General features: G+C 33.7%; 15 protein-coding genes. 9 read left to right on the forward strand and 6 right to left on the reverse strand.

From position 1 onward, the window contains the following. Positions 1–51: 51 nt before the first annotated feature. Positions 52–2,595: an FtsK/SpoIIIE family DNA translocase gene (locus tag DNU06_RS06470; protein WP_111062429.1), complete on the reverse strand. Its 2,544-nt coding sequence runs from the start codon at positions 2,593–2,595 to the stop codon at positions 52–54. 110 nt (positions 2,596–2,705) lie between these two features. After that, complete coding sequence (locus DNU06_RS06475; RefSeq protein WP_111062430.1) at positions 2,706–4,610, reverse strand: RecQ family ATP-dependent DNA helicase; 1,905 nt, start codon at positions 4,608–4,610, stop codon at positions 2,706–2,708. A gap of 138 nt (positions 4,611–4,748) precedes the next feature. On the opposite strand from DNU06_RS06475, the gene DNU06_RS06480 reads away from it, so the two are divergent. The 6 genes from DNU06_RS06480 (at position 4,749) to aroC (ending at position 11,616) form a co-directional block, all read left to right on the forward strand. Continuing rightward, positions 4,749–5,819, forward strand: coding sequence for a branched-chain amino acid aminotransferase (locus DNU06_RS06480; RefSeq protein ID WP_111062431.1), 1,071 nt, complete (start codon positions 4,749–4,751; stop codon positions 5,817–5,819). Then, positions 5,816–6,547: a shikimate dehydrogenase family protein gene (locus DNU06_RS06485; protein ID WP_233502975.1), complete on the forward strand. Its 732-nt coding sequence runs from the start codon at positions 5,816–5,818 to the stop codon at positions 6,545–6,547. The genes DNU06_RS06480 and DNU06_RS06485 overlap by 4 nt, the downstream gene beginning before the upstream one ends. A gap of 137 nt (positions 6,548–6,684) precedes the next feature. Further along, complete coding sequence (gene argS / locus DNU06_RS06490; RefSeq protein ID WP_111062432.1) at positions 6,685–8,562, forward strand: arginine--tRNA ligase; 1,878 nt, start codon at positions 6,685–6,687, stop codon at positions 8,560–8,562. 3 nt (positions 8,563–8,565) lie between these two features. Beyond that, on the forward strand, positions 8,566–9,090 hold the full coding sequence (locus tag DNU06_RS06495; RefSeq protein ID WP_146239168.1) for a hypothetical protein: 525 nt from the start codon (positions 8,566–8,568) through the stop codon (positions 9,088–9,090). 18 nt (positions 9,091–9,108) lie between these two features. Further along, positions 9,109–10,524: a phosphohexomutase domain-containing protein gene (locus DNU06_RS06500; protein ID WP_111062434.1), complete on the forward strand. Its 1,416-nt coding sequence runs from the start codon at positions 9,109–9,111 to the stop codon at positions 10,522–10,524. A gap of 3 nt (positions 10,525–10,527) precedes the next feature. Then, complete coding sequence (gene aroC, locus DNU06_RS06505; RefSeq protein WP_111062435.1) at positions 10,528–11,616, forward strand: chorismate synthase; 1,089 nt, start codon at positions 10,528–10,530, stop codon at positions 11,614–11,616. Positions 11,617–11,646: 30 nt separating this feature from the next. Here the strand turns inward: aroC and DNU06_RS06510 are convergent, their stop codons facing one another. Next, positions 11,647–12,432 carry an AMP nucleosidase gene (locus tag DNU06_RS06510; RefSeq protein WP_111062436.1) on the reverse strand — a complete coding sequence of 262 codons (786 nt, stop codon included), beginning with the start codon at positions 12,430–12,432 and terminating at the stop codon, positions 11,647–11,649. 108 nt (positions 12,433–12,540) lie between these two features. Further along, positions 12,541–13,431 carry a 3-hydroxybutyryl-CoA dehydrogenase gene (locus DNU06_RS06515; RefSeq protein ID WP_111062437.1) on the reverse strand — a complete coding sequence of 297 codons (891 nt, stop codon included), beginning with the start codon at positions 13,429–13,431 and terminating at the stop codon, positions 12,541–12,543. 96 nt (positions 13,432–13,527) lie between these two features. Between DNU06_RS06515 and DNU06_RS06520 the strand changes: the two genes are divergently transcribed. Then, a complete protein-coding gene (locus tag DNU06_RS06520; RefSeq protein ID WP_111062438.1) occupies positions 13,528–14,493 on the forward strand; it encodes a transglutaminase-like domain-containing protein in 966 nt (321 codons plus the stop codon). Positions 14,494–14,562: 69 nt separating this feature from the next. Next, positions 14,563–14,943 (forward strand): hypothetical protein, encoded by a 381-nt coding sequence (locus tag DNU06_RS06525; RefSeq protein WP_146239169.1) that lies wholly within the window; start codon positions 14,563–14,565, stop codon positions 14,941–14,943. A 4-nt stretch (positions 14,944–14,947) separates the two neighbouring features. On the opposite strand, the gene DNU06_RS06530 is transcribed toward DNU06_RS06525, so the two are convergent. Both DNU06_RS06530 and DNU06_RS06535 read right to left on the reverse strand, forming a co-directional pair. Continuing rightward, positions 14,948–15,688, reverse strand: a complete 741-nt coding sequence (locus tag DNU06_RS06530; protein ID WP_111062440.1) for a 2-phosphosulfolactate phosphatase — start codon at positions 15,686–15,688, stop codon at positions 14,948–14,950. A gap of 28 nt (positions 15,689–15,716) precedes the next feature. Beyond that, on the reverse strand, positions 15,717–16,064 hold the full coding sequence (locus tag DNU06_RS06535) for a 4Fe-4S binding protein (protein WP_111062441.1): 348 nt from the start codon (positions 16,062–16,064) through the stop codon (positions 15,717–15,719). 43 nt (positions 16,065–16,107) lie between these two features. Here DNU06_RS06535 and DNU06_RS06540 point away from each other — a divergent pair, with 43 nt between their 5' ends. Next, the gene (locus tag DNU06_RS06540; RefSeq protein WP_111062442.1) at positions 16,108–17,151 is read left to right on the forward strand and encodes an acyl-CoA reductase; all 1,044 of its coding nucleotides are present in this window, start codon (positions 16,108–16,110) and stop codon (positions 17,149–17,151) included. Position 17,152 lies beyond the last annotated feature (1 nt).

The following is a 17,152-nucleotide window of genomic DNA, read 5'->3' on the forward strand; positions in this document are numbered from 1 at the left end:
GCTATACTATAACTGTGCCAAAATTATTAAATATTAAAGTAATATTAATTATTAATCTAAATTATTTAAGAAATGTTCTAGTGCGACCAAGTCACTTATCAGTACTTCTCTTGCTTTACTGCCTTTAAATGGTCCTATTACACCTAGTGCTTCCATTTGATCAATGATTCTACCGGCTCTGTTATATCCTATTTTTAATTTCCTTTGAAGTAAGGAAGCGGAACCTTGTTGGTGTGTTACTAATATTTCAGCAGCAGTTCTAAACAAATCATCCCTTTCGTCAATATCAATATCTTTATTGCCACCCTCTTCATTTTCTCCTACATATTCTGGTAACATCAAGGCGCTTGGATAAGCCCTTTGGTTACCAATAAAATCACATATTCTTTCTACTTCTGGTGTATCTACAAAAGCACATTGAACCCTAGTTAAATCATTCCCGAAGGAGATAAGCATATCCCCTCTACCAATTAATTGATCTGCACCCGTGGAATCAAGAATAGTTTTAGAGTCTATTCCTGAAGAAACTTTAAATGCTATCCTTGCAGGGAAGTTAGCTTTAATCATACCGGTGATTACATTCACAGAAGGCCTTTGTGTTGCAACAATAAGGTGAATACCTATGGCACGGGCAAGTTGAGCTAGTCGCGCAATAGGATGTTCAATCTCTTTTCCCGCAGTCATAATTAAATCTGCAAACTCATCAATTACGACTACGATATAAGGTAAAAAACGGTGACCTTTTTCAGGGTTTAATTTTCTAGCAATAAACTTCGTATTGTACTCTTTTAAGTTTCTTACTTGGGCCATTTTTAAAAGCTCGTATCGATCATCCATTTCAATACATAAGGAATTCATGGTGTTCACTACTTTTCCGGTGTCCGTAATAATCGCCTCGTCAGTATCAGGTAGTTTAGCCAAGAAATGTCTTTCAATTTTATTGTATAGAGTCAATTCCACTTTTTTGGGATCCACCATGACAAATTTCACTTGCGCAGGGTGTTTTTTATATAGTATAGAGACTAATATTGCATTTAGTCCTACCGATTTACCTTGACCAGTAGCACCGGCTACTAATAGGTGAGGAGCCTTGGCTAAATCAAAAATAAAAGTTTCGTTAGAAATTGTCTTACCCAAAACCACCGGTAATTCCATGTCTGAATTTTGGAATTTTTCGGATGCAATCATGGTACGCATGGAAACAATGTCAGGCTTAGAATTTGGAACTTCAATACCTATAGTTCCTTTTCCGGGAATAGGTGCAATAATTCGAATACCCAACGCCGCTAAACTTAAAGCAATATCATCTGATAAATTTTTAATTTTCGATATACGAATACCCGGTGCAGGAACAATTTCATAAAGGGTAACTGTTGGTCCAACGGTCGCTTTAATTTTTGAAATTTCAATTTTATAATGACCTAAAACTTCAACAATTTTATTTTTATTCTCTTCTAACTCTTGCTTGTCAATACTTAGGGCTTTACCACCATAAGCTTCCAATAACTCTATATTTGGCAATTGATAAGCGGATAAGTCTAATTTTGGGTCATATTCACCAAATTCTTTTAGTTTATCATCAATTTCTTTATCCGCTAAAATTTCTTCTTCTTTTATTTCAATTTGAAAATCTTCCTCTTCCTTATTTTCAGTTGGCACTTCGGTAGTACTCTCTATTATAGCAATTGGCTCATCTTGGTTATGCTCAATTTCAAAATCATCCGAAATTACGGCTTTCACTTTAGGTGCTTCTTTAACTATTTCTTCTACTATTGTTTCTTCAAAACTTACCGGCTCGCTTAATTGATCTTTTTCAATCTCGTCCTCTTTAATAGGATTTACAGCAATAATATCATTGATAATCAGATTAGATTGATCTTCTTCCTCTGTTTCCGGTGCTAATTTTTCTTTTTTATGGAATAATTCGTCTAAATGAAAGAAAGTAATTAATGCTTTAAAGTTTGGATTGAATAATACTACTACTGTGATGAATATGATTAAAATTAAAAACAATGCAGCACCAATAGAGCCTACAGCGGATTTTAACCAATTATTAAATTGAAAACCAAAGGAACCGCCATATGGAAAAGAATCGGCACTATTAAAAAAGCCGAATACTAAGGAAAGTACAATTAAACCAACAAGAGAAACTCCTAATGTCTTTCCCAATGGCAAAATAGCATACTTCGATAGCAAGTATAATCCAAAAACAAAGAATAAGAAAGGGAAAATAAAAGAGGGTATACCAAACCAATCGTAGAAAAATAAATGAGAAGTCCAAGCGCCTAGTTTTCCTAAATGGTTATCAATATCAATTTCTTTATTCACGAAAATTAAATCCCATAAGGAATTAGAAACAATTTTATCTTGGTCTGTTTTCCAGGTGAATAAATAGGAAAGAAAAGCAAATAATTGGTAAATACCAACCAGAAAAAATATCCCGCCAACTGATAATCTAAGTTTTTTTCTATCGCCAGAAAATAAATCTTTTATCGGCTTAAGTAAATTCACGGATTTACTTTTAGATGACTTACTATTTTTAGTTGTATTTGAACTTTTTTTTACTTTTGAATAAGAATTTGACTTTTTAGGCATTGTTGCTTGTACAGTTTGAACCGCTAAATTATTCAAAATTGACGCTAGTAATTAGAATACTTTTGAATTGTTTTAACAGCCTGATGTTAGTTGAATAGGAGGATAAGCTTTTATTTTGAAAGGACTCTTCCTTCTAAGTCAATTTCAAAATGCTTAAACTCCGATAACCAACGCAATGTATTTAATACTGATGCTGTGTTTATATCCTTGTATTTCTGAAGTATAGAGTCAATTTCAACCGCTTGTTTATCTTTTAATTCTTCTAAACAAAAAGCCAATATCTCTTCTTTTACTGTACTGGATACTAGGAAAGGATTTTTCGTACAACTATTGCATTGGTTACAATTTTCAGTAATTTCTTCCCCAAAATATTCTAGCAAATAAACTTGGGTGCATTGTTTTGTTTTTAAAAACCCTAAAATGGCATCCAGTTTATCTTGAGCTTCTTCTTTTTTTTGATGATAGAACTTACTGGGGATGCTAAAGTTTTGATCTGCCAACCGCTCTTTGATATAAAAGACCTGTTGACCTTTAGAGCTGTGAATATAATCAATCACTTGTTGTTGCATTAAAAAGTGGAGCTTCTCGATTAAAGTCTTTGTTGATATACTAATTTTTTTTGCAATTACTGTTTCATTGATGGTGAGATAATCATCAAATAGTCCAATGTGAGATCGGAGTAAAAATTGTATAATTAAATTCAAAACCTTGTCTTTAACTTGGTATTGATAGAGGTCAATTTTTTGTACTAGAATTTTTAACCTACTTGGCAAAAAACTAAATTCATTTAATTGAATTAACTCTACTGATTCTAAAATTTTTAAAGCAGCATATGTACTGTAAAGATTTAAGTTGTATTTGTTAGAAAAATCAGCTAAATTTAAAGGGTAAGTTTCTTTTTCTCCAGCACCAATTGCAATTTGTAAATGGTTTCCTAATGAGAAATACACTTCTCTGATAAAGCTAATTTCGGGGTATTTTAAGGCTAGGTTTGATTTTAATTCAAGAATGTCTTTCTGGTTAAATAATAAAATGCCTTGTGCAGGTTTTAGGTCTCTTCCTGCACGCCCAACCTCTTGGAAGTAACTTTCTATAGTAAACGGTACGCCATAGTGTAGGACATAACGAACATCAGCTTTGTCTATTCCCATACCAAAGGCATTGGTAGATATAATAATTTTTAATTTACCGCTCATCCAATCGTTTTGCTTTTGCTCCCTTTCTTCTTTGGATAAGCCAGCATGATAGTATCCAGCGTTTATTCCTTGGTTGTTTAGGTGCTGGTAGAGGGTTTTAGTGTCTCGTCTTGTGTTGCAGTAAATAATGCCAGTTGCTGTGTTGTTTTTACAAAACCTAATGATAAAGTCTAATTTATTCTCTGTTTCATATCGGATATAGGTCAGGTTAGCTCTTTTAAATGAGTTTTTTATGAGGTGTGGTTGCTTAAATTGTAGTTGGGTTTGAATATCTTCTACGACTTTCGTTGTGGCTGTAGCAGTTAAAGCAAGGAAATGAAGTTTGGGCTTCCATGTTCTTAAAGTCGCTATTTCCAAATATGCAGGTCTAAAGTCATATCCCCACTGCGAAATACAATGGGCTTCATCTACCGCTACAAAACTGACATTCATTTTTTTAAAACGTTCAATAAATAAGGTCGTTTTTAATCTTTCGGGTGCGACATATAAAAACTTAAAATCACCATAGACCGCATTATCTAAAGTGATATCAATTTCTCTAGTCGACATGCCGCTGTGTAACATCAATGCTTTAATTCCCCTTTTTTTTAAATTTTTTACTTGATCATACATCAAAGCAATAAGTGGACTGATAACAATGCAAATACCATCTTGAACCAAAGCTGGTAGTTGAAAGCAAATAGATTTACCGCCGCCTGTTGGTAATAAGGCTAATGTGTCTTGTTTTTTTAAAACAGCTTGTATAATTTCCAATTGCTTTGGTCGGAAAGTAGTATGCCCCCAATATTGATTTAATATGTTTTGTAAATTTTGGTCCAAGTTGAAGCGTTTGATTAAGAATATTATAAAGCTAAATTAATTAAAAAAAACCGTTCAAATAGTATTCGTAATATTTGACGATTTTTGATTTGATAAAATGTGGTTAATTACTTACATTTGCAAAACTAAATAATCAAAATGATATCAACCTCAAATAATATAAAAATAACAGAAATCGAAACTTCAAGAATAAGTGAAGTAGATTTTAATAATTTGCCTTTTGGAAAACACTTTGCAGATTATATGTTTGAAATGGATTATAAAGATGGTGCTTGGCAACAAGCAACAGTTGTTCCTTTTAGAAATTTATCGATTCATCCGGCAACTTCCGCTTTACACTATGGACAAGCAATTTTTGAAGGGTTAAAAGCCACGAAGAATGAAGCGGACGAAATATTGGTATTCCGTCCAGATATGAACGCGAAGAGATTTAATGAGTCTGCAATCAGAATGTGCATGCAACCTGTTCCTGAAGAAATGTTTTTGGAAGGAATGAGAGCTGTGTTAAAGCAAAATAGTGCTTGGGTACCTAGTGCAGAAGGACAATCTTTATACATCAGACCGTTTATGATTGCAACAGATGAATATGTTGGAATTAAAGCATCTGACAATTATAAGTTTTTAATTATCTGTTCACCTGTTGGGGCTTATTATTCTGAACCAGTAAAGGTGAAGATTGAAATGGAGTATACCAGAGCTGCTGAAGGTGGTGTAGGTAGAGCGAAAGCAGCAGGAAATTATGCAGCTTCCTTATATCCAGCTAAAAAAGGTTTGGAAGAAGGGTATCGTCAATTAATATGGACAGATGCTAAAACGCATACTTTTATTGAAGAAGCTGGAACCATGAATGTAATCTTTGTGATTGATGATGTAATTATTACACCTTCTGAAGAGAAAGATACTATTTTAAAAGGTATTACTAAGCGTAGTGTTTTAGAGGTAGCAAGAGATTGGGGATATAAGGTAGAAGAAAGACCAATTAAAGTTGATGAAGTGATTGATGCAATCAAATCAAATAGATTGACGGATGCTTTTGGTGCAGGTACTGCAGCAACCATAGCGCCTATCTCGGAAATAGGTTACTTAGGAGTGGATTATAAATTGCCTGCTGTTGAAACAAGAACCTTTTCTAATAAATTAAAGGAGTATATCAACGAGTACAAATTAGGTTTAGTAGAAGATAAATACAATTGGATATTTAGAGTATGATCCATCAATATGGATTAATTGGAGAGCATTTAGGTTATTCTTTTTCTAAAAAGTATTTCAAGGATAAGTTTCAAAAACTAAACTTGAATGCAACTTATGATAATTATGAATGTACTTCAATAGAAGCAGTAAGGGAACTTTTGTCCAAAACGGATGCTACGGGTTTTAATGTGACGATTCCTTATAAAGAATCAATCATTTCTCTGCTAGATGAAGTGGATGCTGTTGCTGCCGAAATAGGTGCTGTAAATACGATTAAAAAGATTGGAGACAAATGGGTCGGTTATAATACCGACGCATTTGGTTTCAAACAAATGATTAAACCCTTTTTTAAAAATAACCACGAACGTGCTATTATATTTGGTACAGGTGGCGCTTCAAAGGCCGTGCAATATGTTTTAGAAGAGTTGGGGGCAAGTGTCTTATTTGTTTCCAGGAATCCAAAAGGAGAATTCGAATATGCTTATGAGGAGGTGAATGCCTTGATGTTGAATGCTTGTCATATTCTGGTAAATGCCACTCCTGTTGGTACTGCGCCAAATGTAAACGATTTTCATGATATTCCTTATGGTTTTTTAACTGCAGATCATCTATGCGTTGACTTGGTATATTATCCCGAAGAGACTTTATTTTTAAATAAATCCAAGACGGCTGGCGCAAATACAATTAATGGAATAACCATGTTGCACCAACAAGCGGAAAAATCATGGCAAATCTGGAATAATTAAATAAAAGTTTTCGCGGAATCTTAAATAATTTTAAACGGATTGTTAAAGCATTGGGGTATGCTGAATTTTAAGGCTTTTAAATATTGTTAATGTAGGTGGATTTACTATTTTTATAAAAAAATTTGCCAAACAAGCCAATGAGTTTAGAGAAAATATTATTAGGAACTGTTCAATCCGGTGTTCAAGCATTGTACAATCAGACGTTTAATGAGAATTTAATCCAGTTTCAAAAAACTAAAAAAGAATTTGATGGAGATATTACGTTAGTGACTTTTCCAATTGTAAAATTTTCTAAGGAAGCACCACATATCACTGGTGAAAAATTGGGCGCTTTTTTATTGGAAAACTCTGACCTTGTGAGTGCGTACAATGTGGTTAAAGGATTTTTGAACCTTTCCATTGTAGATACTTTTTGGGTAGATCAGCTAAATACCATTAGCGAAACAGTAAATTATGGGTTTTCACCGAGTAATGGAAAGCTTTATATGGTGGAATATTCTTCTCCAAATACAAATAAACCTTTGCACCTTGGTCATTTAAGAAATAATTTCTTGGGTTATTCGGTAGCTGAAATATTAAAAGCCAATGGTTTTGAGGTTGTAAAGACTCAAATTGTAAACGATAGGGGTATTCATATTTGCAAGAGTATGTTGGCGTGGGAACAATTTGGCAATGGTGAAACACCAGAGAGTACAGGATTAAAAGGAGATAAGTTAGTTGGTAAATATTATGTTCGCTTTGACCAAGAATTAAAGAAAGAGACGAAAGCGCTAGTCAACGCATGGGTTGCCGAAACAAATGATGACCAAAATTTAGACGAAGCAATCTTAAAGTTGATTTCCGCATATCAAAATAATGACGAATCAGCGCAAGCAGGTATTTTTGACAAGTTGAGTGAATTAGCAAAAAATCAAACAGCCATCATGAAGTCTGCACAGGATATGTTGTTGAAGTGGGAACAAAAAGATCCTGCAGTATACAAATTGTGGTCGACATTAAATGGATGGGTCTATGATGGGTTCGAAAGTACTTACCAAGCCATGGGAGTAGATTTTGACAAGTTGTATTACGAATCAGAAACTTATCTTACAGGAAAGGATTTAGTGGAGGATGGATTGAAGAAAGGGATTTTTTTCCAAAAAGATGACGGTTCTATTTGGATTGATTTAACAGATGATGGTTTGGATGAAAAATTGGTCTTACGTGGAGACGGAACAGCTGTCTACATGACCCAAGATATGGGTACAGCAAGCCAAAGATTTCTTGATTACCCAAAGTTGAATGGGATTACTTATACAGTGGGTAACGAACAAGACTATCACTTTAAAGTGTTATTTTTAATCTTAAAGAAATTGGGTTACGCTTGGGCGGAAAATTGTTTTCACTTGTCCTACGGTATGGTAGACTTACCTACAGGTAAAATGAAGTCAAGAGAAGGTACTGTGGTGGATGCAGATGATTTAATGCAAGAAGTGGTAGATAAAGCAAAAGCAGGTTCTCAAGAAAGAGGTCATTTAGAGGGCATGTCTGATACCGATAAAAATAACTTGTACCAAACAATTGGTATGGGTGGACTAAAATATTATTTATTAAAAGTCGATCCAAAAAAACGCATGTTGTTTAACCCCGAAGAGTCTGTAGATCTAAATGGTAATACTGGTCCGTTTATTCAATATGCTTTTGCAAGAATTAACTCCTTATTAAAATCTGATTTTAAGGTAAAACCTGTTTTAAAAACCGTGGAATTACATGATTCAGAACGCGAAATAATTAAATTATTAATCGATTTCCCACAAGTGATCAAAGAAGCAGGAACTGAATTAAGTCCAGCTTTAATTGCTAATTACACTTATGAATTGGTTAAATTGTATAATTCTTTTTATCAAAGTGTGAGCATCTTTAAGGAGTCTGATGATGAAAAAATAAACCTAAGACTTAATTTAAGTAAAAATGTAGGAGACACCATTAAAAAAAGCATGCATTTATTGGGGATAAATGTACCTAATCAAATGTAATTTATGAAGCTATTCCTATATATCGTAATACTTTCATTTGTGTTTACTGCCTGTCAAAAAAAAGGGTGTCAAACTATATATGCGATTAATTATAGTCCTAGCGCCGAAAAGCAAGATGGCTCTTGTATCTATTATACAAAAGGTAATATCTCTAAAATTGAATTATCCAATTTTCCAAAGATGGATTTAAATAACGAGCCTTGGGATGCGGATAGTCCTGCTGATATTTTTATACGTTATACAGATTCAATGGATGTTGTGAAGTATCAAACAGCTGAGCTTGTAGATGTAAATGATGTGGTATCTTGGATTTTTCCTTTGCCAATTGGATTTAATAAAAATGAAGGAGTAGTATATTTTAAAGTGTATGAGGCAGATGATTTTACGGTAGAATCTATGGGGATTATTCCACTAGACTTTGATGCGTACATGCACGAAGCTAATAATGAATTAAATAAATATCCAGATTCCATTATGGTTTCGCAGGATGAAATTGAATTGAAAATATTTGTCGATTGGACAGTATAAAATAATTAAAACAAAAGAATGACTAAAATTAAATTTGGAACAGATGGATGGCGTGCAATTATTGCACAAGAATATACGGTAGATAATGTAGCAAGGGTATCCTTAGGTGTTGCTTCTTGGTTAAAGAGCAACTTTGATAAACCTTCAATTGTAATTGGGCATGATTGTAGATTTGGTGGCGCTTTATTCGTTGAAACGGCACTTAAAATTTTTATTAGCCAAAATATTAAGGTAATCACAACTAAAAAAGGATTTGTATCTACGCCTATGGTTTCTTTGTCCACATTAAACCATAGCGCCTCTCTGGGGGTGGTGATCACAGCTAGTCATAATCCCCCTTCTTACAATGGGTACAAATTAAAAGGAAATTTTGGTGGTCCTTTATTGCCCAATGAAGTGGCGGAAATTGAAGTTTTAATTCCAGATGCAAATTCTGTCGATCTTGCAGCAATCAAAATTACAGACCGTAAATTTGAAGATTTGTTGAAGTATATCGACATGGAGCAAGAGTATTTAGATGCTGTCAATAAAGAATTTGATTTAGAAGCTATTAAGTCGTCTGGCTTAAAGCTGGCTTACGACGCTATGTATGGTGCTGGCCAAAGTGTGATCAAAAGAATTTTACCGGATTTAGATTTTTTACATTGCGATTATAACCCATCTTTTATGGGACAAGCTCCGGAACCTATTGCTAAGAATTTAACAGAGTTGTCCGAATTTATAAAATCTAAAGGGAATATTGATTGTGCCTTAGCAACGGATGGAGATGCAGATAGAATTGGCTTATATGATGCCAATGGTGAGTTTGTAGATTCTCATCATATTATTTTATTGTTGATTCATTACTTGGTAAAATATAAGGGATTAACAGGTAAAGTGGTTACTGGTTTTAGTAGCACGCCTCGTATTAAAGCAATGTGCGCACATTACGGAATTGAACACGTTGAAGTGCCAATCGGTTTTAAATATATTGCCGGAATAATGGCGGATGAAAATGAAGATGTTTTATTAGGTGGAGAAGAAAGTGGTGGAATTGCTATTAAAACACATATTCCTGAAAGAGATGGGATTTGGATTGGTTTGACTATTTGGGAGTTCATGGCAAAGTCAGGAAAAAGCTTAGATACTTTAATCCAAGAAGTGTATGAAATTGTAGGTGAATTTGCTTTTGAAAGATCTGATTTACACATAGACAATGAATTGAAAGAAGTGATTGTTGAAAAATGTAAAACAGGAAAATATAACTTTTTCGGAAAATATAAAGTCGAAAGAATAGAAGACATGGATGGTTATAAATACCATTTTGATGAAAATAGATGGTTAATGATTCGTCCTTCTGGTACTGAGCCTGTTCTAAGAACTTATGCTGAAGCACCTACTTTAAAAGAGGTACGTCATATTCTTGAAAACTGTAAACTAACTATTGGTGCATAACTCATGAGTAATACCTTTGGCAACATATTAAAGTTAACCACTTTTGGCGAGTCGCATGGCTTAGCCATTGGTGGTGTTTTAGATGGTTGTCCAGCAGGTATTCCTATGGATATTAAACAAATCCAAAGAGATTTGGATAGAAGAAAACCCGGACAATCTAAACTGGTAACCCAAAGAAAAGAGTCTGATCAGGTAGAAATTCTGTCAGGTATTTTTGATGGTATGACCACTGGTACTCCTATTGGTTTTACGATTAAAAATGAAGACCAAAAATCAAAGGATTACAGTCATTTAAAAGATAATTTCCGTCCTTCTCATGCAGACTTTGTTTATGAAAAAAAATATGGTCACCGAGACTATAGAGGGGGAGGAAGAAGTAGTGCTAGGGAAACTGCTTGTAGAGTGGTAGGTGGCGCCATAGCTAAGCAAATATTAGCCAAGTATCAAGTGAAAATTGAAGCTTATGTCAGTGCTGTTGGCGAAATAAAAACACCAGCCGATTATTCTATATACAATATTGCAAATGCGGAAAATAATTTGGTTCGTTGTCCGGATGATATAATTGCCAATAAAATGATTGACCTTATTGCGAAAACAAAAAAAAATGGGGACAGTATCGGCGGTATAGTTACTTGTGTGATTAAAGGATCTCCAATAGGTTTAGGAGAACCCATTTATAATAAGTTAAGCGCAAGTCTTGCAGGAGCCATGTTTGGAATTAATGCTGTTAAAGGATTTGAATTGGGTTCTGGTTTCGCTGGCTGTATGCGAAATGGTAGCGCCGAGAACGATATTTTTGATATCGAAGAGGAGGAAGTATTTACTAAAACTAATCATTCAGGTGGAATTCAAGGTGGGATATCTAATGGACAAGATATTTATTTTAATGTCGGCTTTAAACCCGTTGCGACTATTCTTCAGCAACAAGACTCTGTAAATAAATTGGGAGAGAAGGTGGTTTTAGATGGAAAAGGAAGACATGATCCCTGTGTGGTTCCACGCGCTGTGCCAATTGTTGAAGCCATGGCCGCATTGGTTTTACTCGACCATTTTCTATTAGCGAAAACCAACCATATTCAAAAGTCTTATTAAAATTACTTTATTTATTATTTAAAGTTGACTTTACTCTTCGGAATAAGGAAATTTTAAGTGCTTTACGGAAGTTCCATTGGTTTTAATCTCTAATAAAGCATCTACTCCAATTGAAATGTGCATTTTCATAAAGTCAGAACTTACTTTTTTATCACTTGCTTCTGTTTTTACCCCTGCTGCAATCATGGGTTGGTCAGAAACTAATAGCAAAGCGCCAGTAGGTATTTTATTTGCAAATCCAGTGATAAATAAAGTTGCTGTCTCCATGTCAATTGCCATGGCACGTGTTTTTCTTAAATAATCTTTGAAGTTCTCGTCATGTTCCCAAACTCTTCTATTGGAAGTGTAAACTGTACCAGTCCAATAATCTTTTTTATGTTCGCGAATAGCTGTAGAAACGGCTCTTTGTAAAGTAAAAGCGGGTAGGGCAGGTACTTCAGGTGGAAAGTAATCATTTGAGGTTCCTTCTCCTCTAATTGCCGCAATCGGTAAAATTAAATCTCCAATTTCAGTTTTTCTTTTTAAACCTCCACATTTACCGAGAAATAAGCAAGCTTTAGGCTCAATTGCACTTAATAAATCCATAATGGTAGCTGCATTAGCACTTCCCATTGTGAAATTAATGAGGGTTATTCCATTAGCAGAAACACTAGGCATTACCTTATCTCTTCCTATGATTTTGGCATCATATAATGCTGCAAATTCATCTAAATATCCTTTAAAGTTAGTCAGTAAAATATATGGTTCAAAGTCAACCAAAGCTCTACCTGTGTATCTTGGTAGCCAATTATTAACAATTTCTTCTTTGGTGGTCATGGGGTATATTTTAGATTTACGCTGAATATAATAAATTACTTGTGGACTAAATAATAAGACCTAAAAAAGCACAGACAATAATTGTCTGTGCTTGGTATATTAAAATACTTATTTTTTAAAATTGTCAGAAACAATCAATTCTTTTGTACCATGACCCCAACTATAAAATCCTTCTCCAGATTTTACACCTTTTTTACCTGCTGCTACCATGTTGACTAATAATGGACAAGGTGCATATTTAGAATTACCAAGTCCCTCATAAAGTACTTCCATGATGGCTAAACATACATCTAAACCAATAAAATCTGCTAATTGTAATGGTCCCATTGGATGTGCCATACCTAACTTCATCACCGTATCTATTTCTTCTACACCAGCAACTCCTTCGTTTAAAGTAATGATGGCTTCGTTAATCATAGGCATTAAAATTCTATTGGCTACAAATCCTGGATAATCATTTACTTCAACAGGTACCTTTTTTAAAGTACGAGATATTTCCATGATTTTTTCAGTTACCGCATTGGTTGTTGAATAACCACGAATGATTTCAACCAATTTCATAATTGGAACTGGATTCATAAAGTGCATACCAATTACTTTATCAGGTCGATCAGTTACTGCTGCAATTTTAGTAATTGAAATGGAAGAGGTATTGGTCGCCAAAATTGCATTGGCTGGCGCAAAACGATCCATATCTTTGAAAATACGTAATTTTAAATCAATATTTTCAGTCGCAGCTTCCACTACTAATTCTGCTTTTTTTACACCATCTTCTAAATTGGTGTATGTAGTAATATTAGCCAAAGTTTTTTGCTTGTCTTCTTCTGTTATTCTTTCTTTTTGAACCAGACGGTCTAAATTTTTAGCAATTGTTTTTAAAGCTTTTTCTAAGGATTCAGAAGAAATATCTATTAAATTGACTTGGTAATTTTCTTGTGCAAAAGTATGGGCGATTCCATTTCCCATTGTTCCTGCACCAATAACTGCTATGTTTTTCATTGATTCTATTTTTGAAGGCTAAGATAGTAATTATTCAAAAAATAAATGAGATACATTTTCATAGACTTTCTCCGTTTTATATTTTAAATTTGACCAATGGTTTCAGATAAAGAAGAAGGTACCCCTTCAAGCAATGCTTATAGCATAATATTATTGGGTTTTATTGCTGGTGTACTGACTATTCCGGCATTTATTTTTCTTTACAAATATTTTCCTTCTATCGAAATAAATGTCAGAGAAAATCCAATCAGACTGGACCACATGATTCTTTTTTTGGTTTTATTTTTTGTTATCTTTTATTTACTTAAAAAATTGCGGGTTTTAATATTGATCATTGTTTTTGCTGGAGCGATTATCTTAACAGCAACAAATTTTATGAATCTGTATACGCTGGAAAATTTATACCACGATTACAAAGCTTTATTATACGATATTTCAAATAATACCATTGAGCAAAAATTCTTTACTAATGAAGTTAAATTCTTTAAAGAAGAAAAATTAAGAGAGGCGGTAGATTACCTAAACCCTGTGGTGAGGAATTATGCTGTGAATGTTGCCAATAAACATTTTTCGGAGGATAGAATTTTATCTCCAAGTCTAAAGTGGGTACACTTTTTTAGCATTTTTAAAGAGGTGCATGAAAAATGGAATTATGTGTATGATCCGCATAACGAAGATTATTACGCAAAAGCGAGTGAAACAATTGAACAGTTAAAATTTGATAATCAATTTAAAGGAGACTGTGACGATCATGCCATTTTAATGGGGGCAATTATAAAAGCAGTTGGAGGAGAAGTAAGATTGGTTAAAACGCGTGTTTCCAGAAAGGATGGAAGTACAGTTGGACATATGTATCCAGAAGTTAAATTTGGAGATGTAAAGGAACTAGAAGCTGTGGTTTATCTCATTAAAAATATATATTTCCCAGCAGAAACAAAAGGAAAAAACATTAATTATTATCAAGATAACAAAGGTTTTATTTGGTTGAATTTCGATTATAATGATAATTATCCTGGCGGTGCTTACCAAAGTAATATAAGGGAATCAGAAGTTTTGATTTAAATGGTCGAAGATATTTTCTTTGACAATTTGGATTTAAATGCATATATTCACCTCACAAGATTGTTTCCCATGAAATTAGAAAAATACAAATTTTATTGTCCAAAATGTGACCAAGAATTAGATATTGCTGGTCAGATACATTTAAAAACTGAACGTGAAAATGGTGATAAAGGAGATATGTATTTAAATACTTCTTTTGGTACTTATTCTTACAAGCATGTACCTGATGTGGTCTTTCAAAAAAGTGAATTGGTGAAATTCTCTTGTCCAAAATGCCTAGAAACCATTCATTCTAAAGCGCATCCAAATTATGCTTTGTTGACCATGCGGGTAGAAAATAAATTTGATTTTGAAATTCTTTTTTCAAGACAAGCAGGAATACACAAAACATATATTGTTACCGAAGATGGGGTAGAATCTTACGGTGAACATGCTTCTACAGGGTTGTAGAAACTTAAAAATCCTTTAACTCCACTATCTCATCCCCTTTTAAAATGGGAATTACTGGAGCTGTGTTTGGATTTAAACAGTATTTAATATCATTGTTTAAATTTAACTTTTTTAGTCTTCTGCGGTGTGAAGACGATTTTAAGTAGCCGAAAATATTATCTTTTGCACTTAAAAATAAATATTTTGCAGCTACAGATGAATCTTCATCTGAATAAAATTTACCAGTTTCTAAAAGTTGGGTAGTAATAGCGCCTGCGCAAATGGTATCTTCTAAATTAAATTTATCCTTCCATCCTGAACATAAACACAATATGTTTTTATCTTGTTTACTCAACCAAGTACTTAAATGGTCTAAATTTAAAAAAGAGCCAATTACTACTGTAGCATTTTCACTTTGTTTGGCAATGTTGATGGATTTAGTTCCATTCGTGGTGCTCAAGACGACCGTTTCTCCCTTTAATTTAGGATTTAAGTAGGAGTAAGGCGAATTTCCAAAATCAAATCCCTCTACTAATTGTCCATTTCTTTCGGCACCCACCAAATAACCTTTTTCTTTGTATACCATTGCTTCTTCGATAGTAGAAACAGGAATAAGCGATTTTATACCATTTTGAAATGCAGCACAAATAGCGGATGTGGCTCTTAATGCATCAATCACTACGATTAATTCAAATTCAGTTTTAAATAAATCAAAATCATGCGGACTGAAACAGACCTCAATTTTATGCTTAGGTTTTTTTGGCATTTATAAGGTAATTAGTGTAAGTGTATTTTTATAAATGTAAGAAATCTTTTTTAGCAAGCAATTCTTCATCACTTTCTCGGATGTCTTCATCATCAATACAACAATCCACGGGACAGACAGCAGCACATTGCGGTTCATCATGAAAACCTTTACATTCAGTACATTTATCGGGTACAATAAAATATACATCCATGTCTACCGGTTCATAATCTTCGTCTGCATCAAATGGTTTGCCATTTGGTGTCGTAATAGCTCCTTTTAGGGAAGTTCCGTCCGACATTCTCCATTCAGCCCCTCCTTCATAAATAGCGTTATTAGGACATTCTGGTTCACATGCACCACAATTGATACATTCGTCTGTTATTATGATAGCCATTCTATGTTATTTAATTATTTTTGCAAAGTTAAAATATCTTTGAATGAAAACCAATGAAAGAATAGAATTATTGTCAAGTTTCGGTAACGTACTTGATGATATCATCAATTTGAAAGCTTATAATGCAAGTCAACAACTAATTCCAGCTGATTTATTCGAGCAATTTCAGTTGGCCATTAAAAAAGCGCAAGTCCATAATGGCTGGTTCACAGCATCAAATATATTGGATGCACTAAGTGGCATTAGACAATGGCTTACAGAAAAGGAACTCCAGGATTGGATTCAAAAATATCCGTTGCAACCAAGCAATCAAAAGAATGTGGGAATTATCATGGCTGGAAATATACCATTGGTCGGTTTTCATGATTTTTTGTGTGTTTTTATGGCTGACCATTCGGCTGTAATTAAGTTATCTTCAGATGACCAACAATTATGGCCAATTATAGAAACCATTTTAAATACATTGAACCCCGCATTTTCTACTTATTTGACCATAGTGGAAAAATTGGCAGAGTTTGATGCCGTAATTGCAACTGGTTCTAATAATTCAGCAACTTATTTTCATTCTTATTTTGATAAATACCCCAATATTATTCGAAAAAATAGAACTTCCATTGCTGTTTTAAACGGAGACGAAACAGATGAAGAAATAAAAGCTTTGGGTAAAGATATTTTTGCCTATTTTGGACTTGGTTGTCGTAATGTAACCCAATTGATGATACCTGAAGGTTTTGAGATGAATAGATTTTTTGAAAATATTTTTGATTTTAAAGAAATCATTAACCACCATAAATACGCAAATAATTACGATTATAATAAGGCCATTTACTTGCTAAATACAGAAGACTTATTGGATAATGAGTTTTTATTACTGCGCAAAACCAGTGATTTAAAATCTCCGATTGGGGTGTTGTTTTACCATAACTATTCTACCTTAAATGAAGTAGATGCTTATTTAAACCAACACAAAGACAGTATTCAGGTAGTTATCGGTAAAAATTATTTACCTTTTGGATACAGTCAGCAGCCCACATTAAGCGATTATGCGGATGGGATCGATACTATGGAATTTTTAACCTCTCTTTAAA

Origin of the sequence: Putridiphycobacter roseus, assembly GCF_003234935.1 — a bacterium.
Taxonomy (GTDB): Bacteria; Bacteroidota; Bacteroidia; order Flavobacteriales_D; family Crocinitomicaceae; genus Putridiphycobacter; species Putridiphycobacter roseus.

Excerpts from the sequence above, each read along its gene's own strand:
- DNU06_RS06470 (WP_111062429.1), bottom strand. The coding sequence starts at position 2,595 with ATGCCTAAAAAGTCAAATTCTTATTCAAAAGTAAAAAAAAGTTCAAAT.
- DNU06_RS06480 (WP_111062431.1), top strand. The coding sequence starts at position 4,749 with ATGATATCAACCTCAAATAATATAAAAATAACAGAAATCGAAACTTCA.
- DNU06_RS06485 (WP_233502975.1), top strand. The coding sequence starts at position 5,816 with ATGATCCATCAATATGGATTAATTGGAGAGCATTTAGGTTATTCTTTT.
- argS (WP_111062432.1), top strand. The coding sequence starts at position 6,685 with ATGAGTTTAGAGAAAATATTATTAGGAACTGTTCAATCCGGTGTTCAA.
- DNU06_RS06495 (WP_146239168.1), top strand. The coding sequence starts at position 8,566 with ATGAAGCTATTCCTATATATCGTAATACTTTCATTTGTGTTTACTGCC.
- DNU06_RS06500 (WP_111062434.1), top strand. The coding sequence starts at position 9,109 with ATGACTAAAATTAAATTTGGAACAGATGGATGGCGTGCAATTATTGCA.
- aroC (WP_111062435.1), top strand. The coding sequence starts at position 10,528 with ATGAGTAATACCTTTGGCAACATATTAAAGTTAACCACTTTTGGCGAG.
- DNU06_RS06510 (WP_111062436.1), bottom strand. The coding sequence starts at position 12,432 with ATGACCACCAAAGAAGAAATTGTTAATAATTGGCTACCAAGATACACA.
- DNU06_RS06515 (WP_111062437.1), bottom strand. The coding sequence starts at position 13,431 with ATGAAAAACATAGCAGTTATTGGTGCAGGAACAATGGGAAATGGAATC.
- DNU06_RS06520 (WP_111062438.1), top strand. The coding sequence starts at position 13,528 with ATGGTTTCAGATAAAGAAGAAGGTACCCCTTCAAGCAATGCTTATAGC.
- DNU06_RS06525 (WP_146239169.1), top strand. The coding sequence starts at position 14,563 with ATGAAATTAGAAAAATACAAATTTTATTGTCCAAAATGTGACCAAGAA.
- DNU06_RS06530 (WP_111062440.1), bottom strand. The coding sequence starts at position 15,688 with ATGCCAAAAAAACCTAAGCATAAAATTGAGGTCTGTTTCAGTCCGCAT.
- DNU06_RS06535 (WP_111062441.1), bottom strand. The coding sequence starts at position 16,064 with ATGGCTATCATAATAACAGACGAATGTATCAATTGTGGTGCATGTGAA.
- DNU06_RS06540 (WP_111062442.1), top strand. The coding sequence starts at position 16,108 with ATGAAAACCAATGAAAGAATAGAATTATTGTCAAGTTTCGGTAACGTA.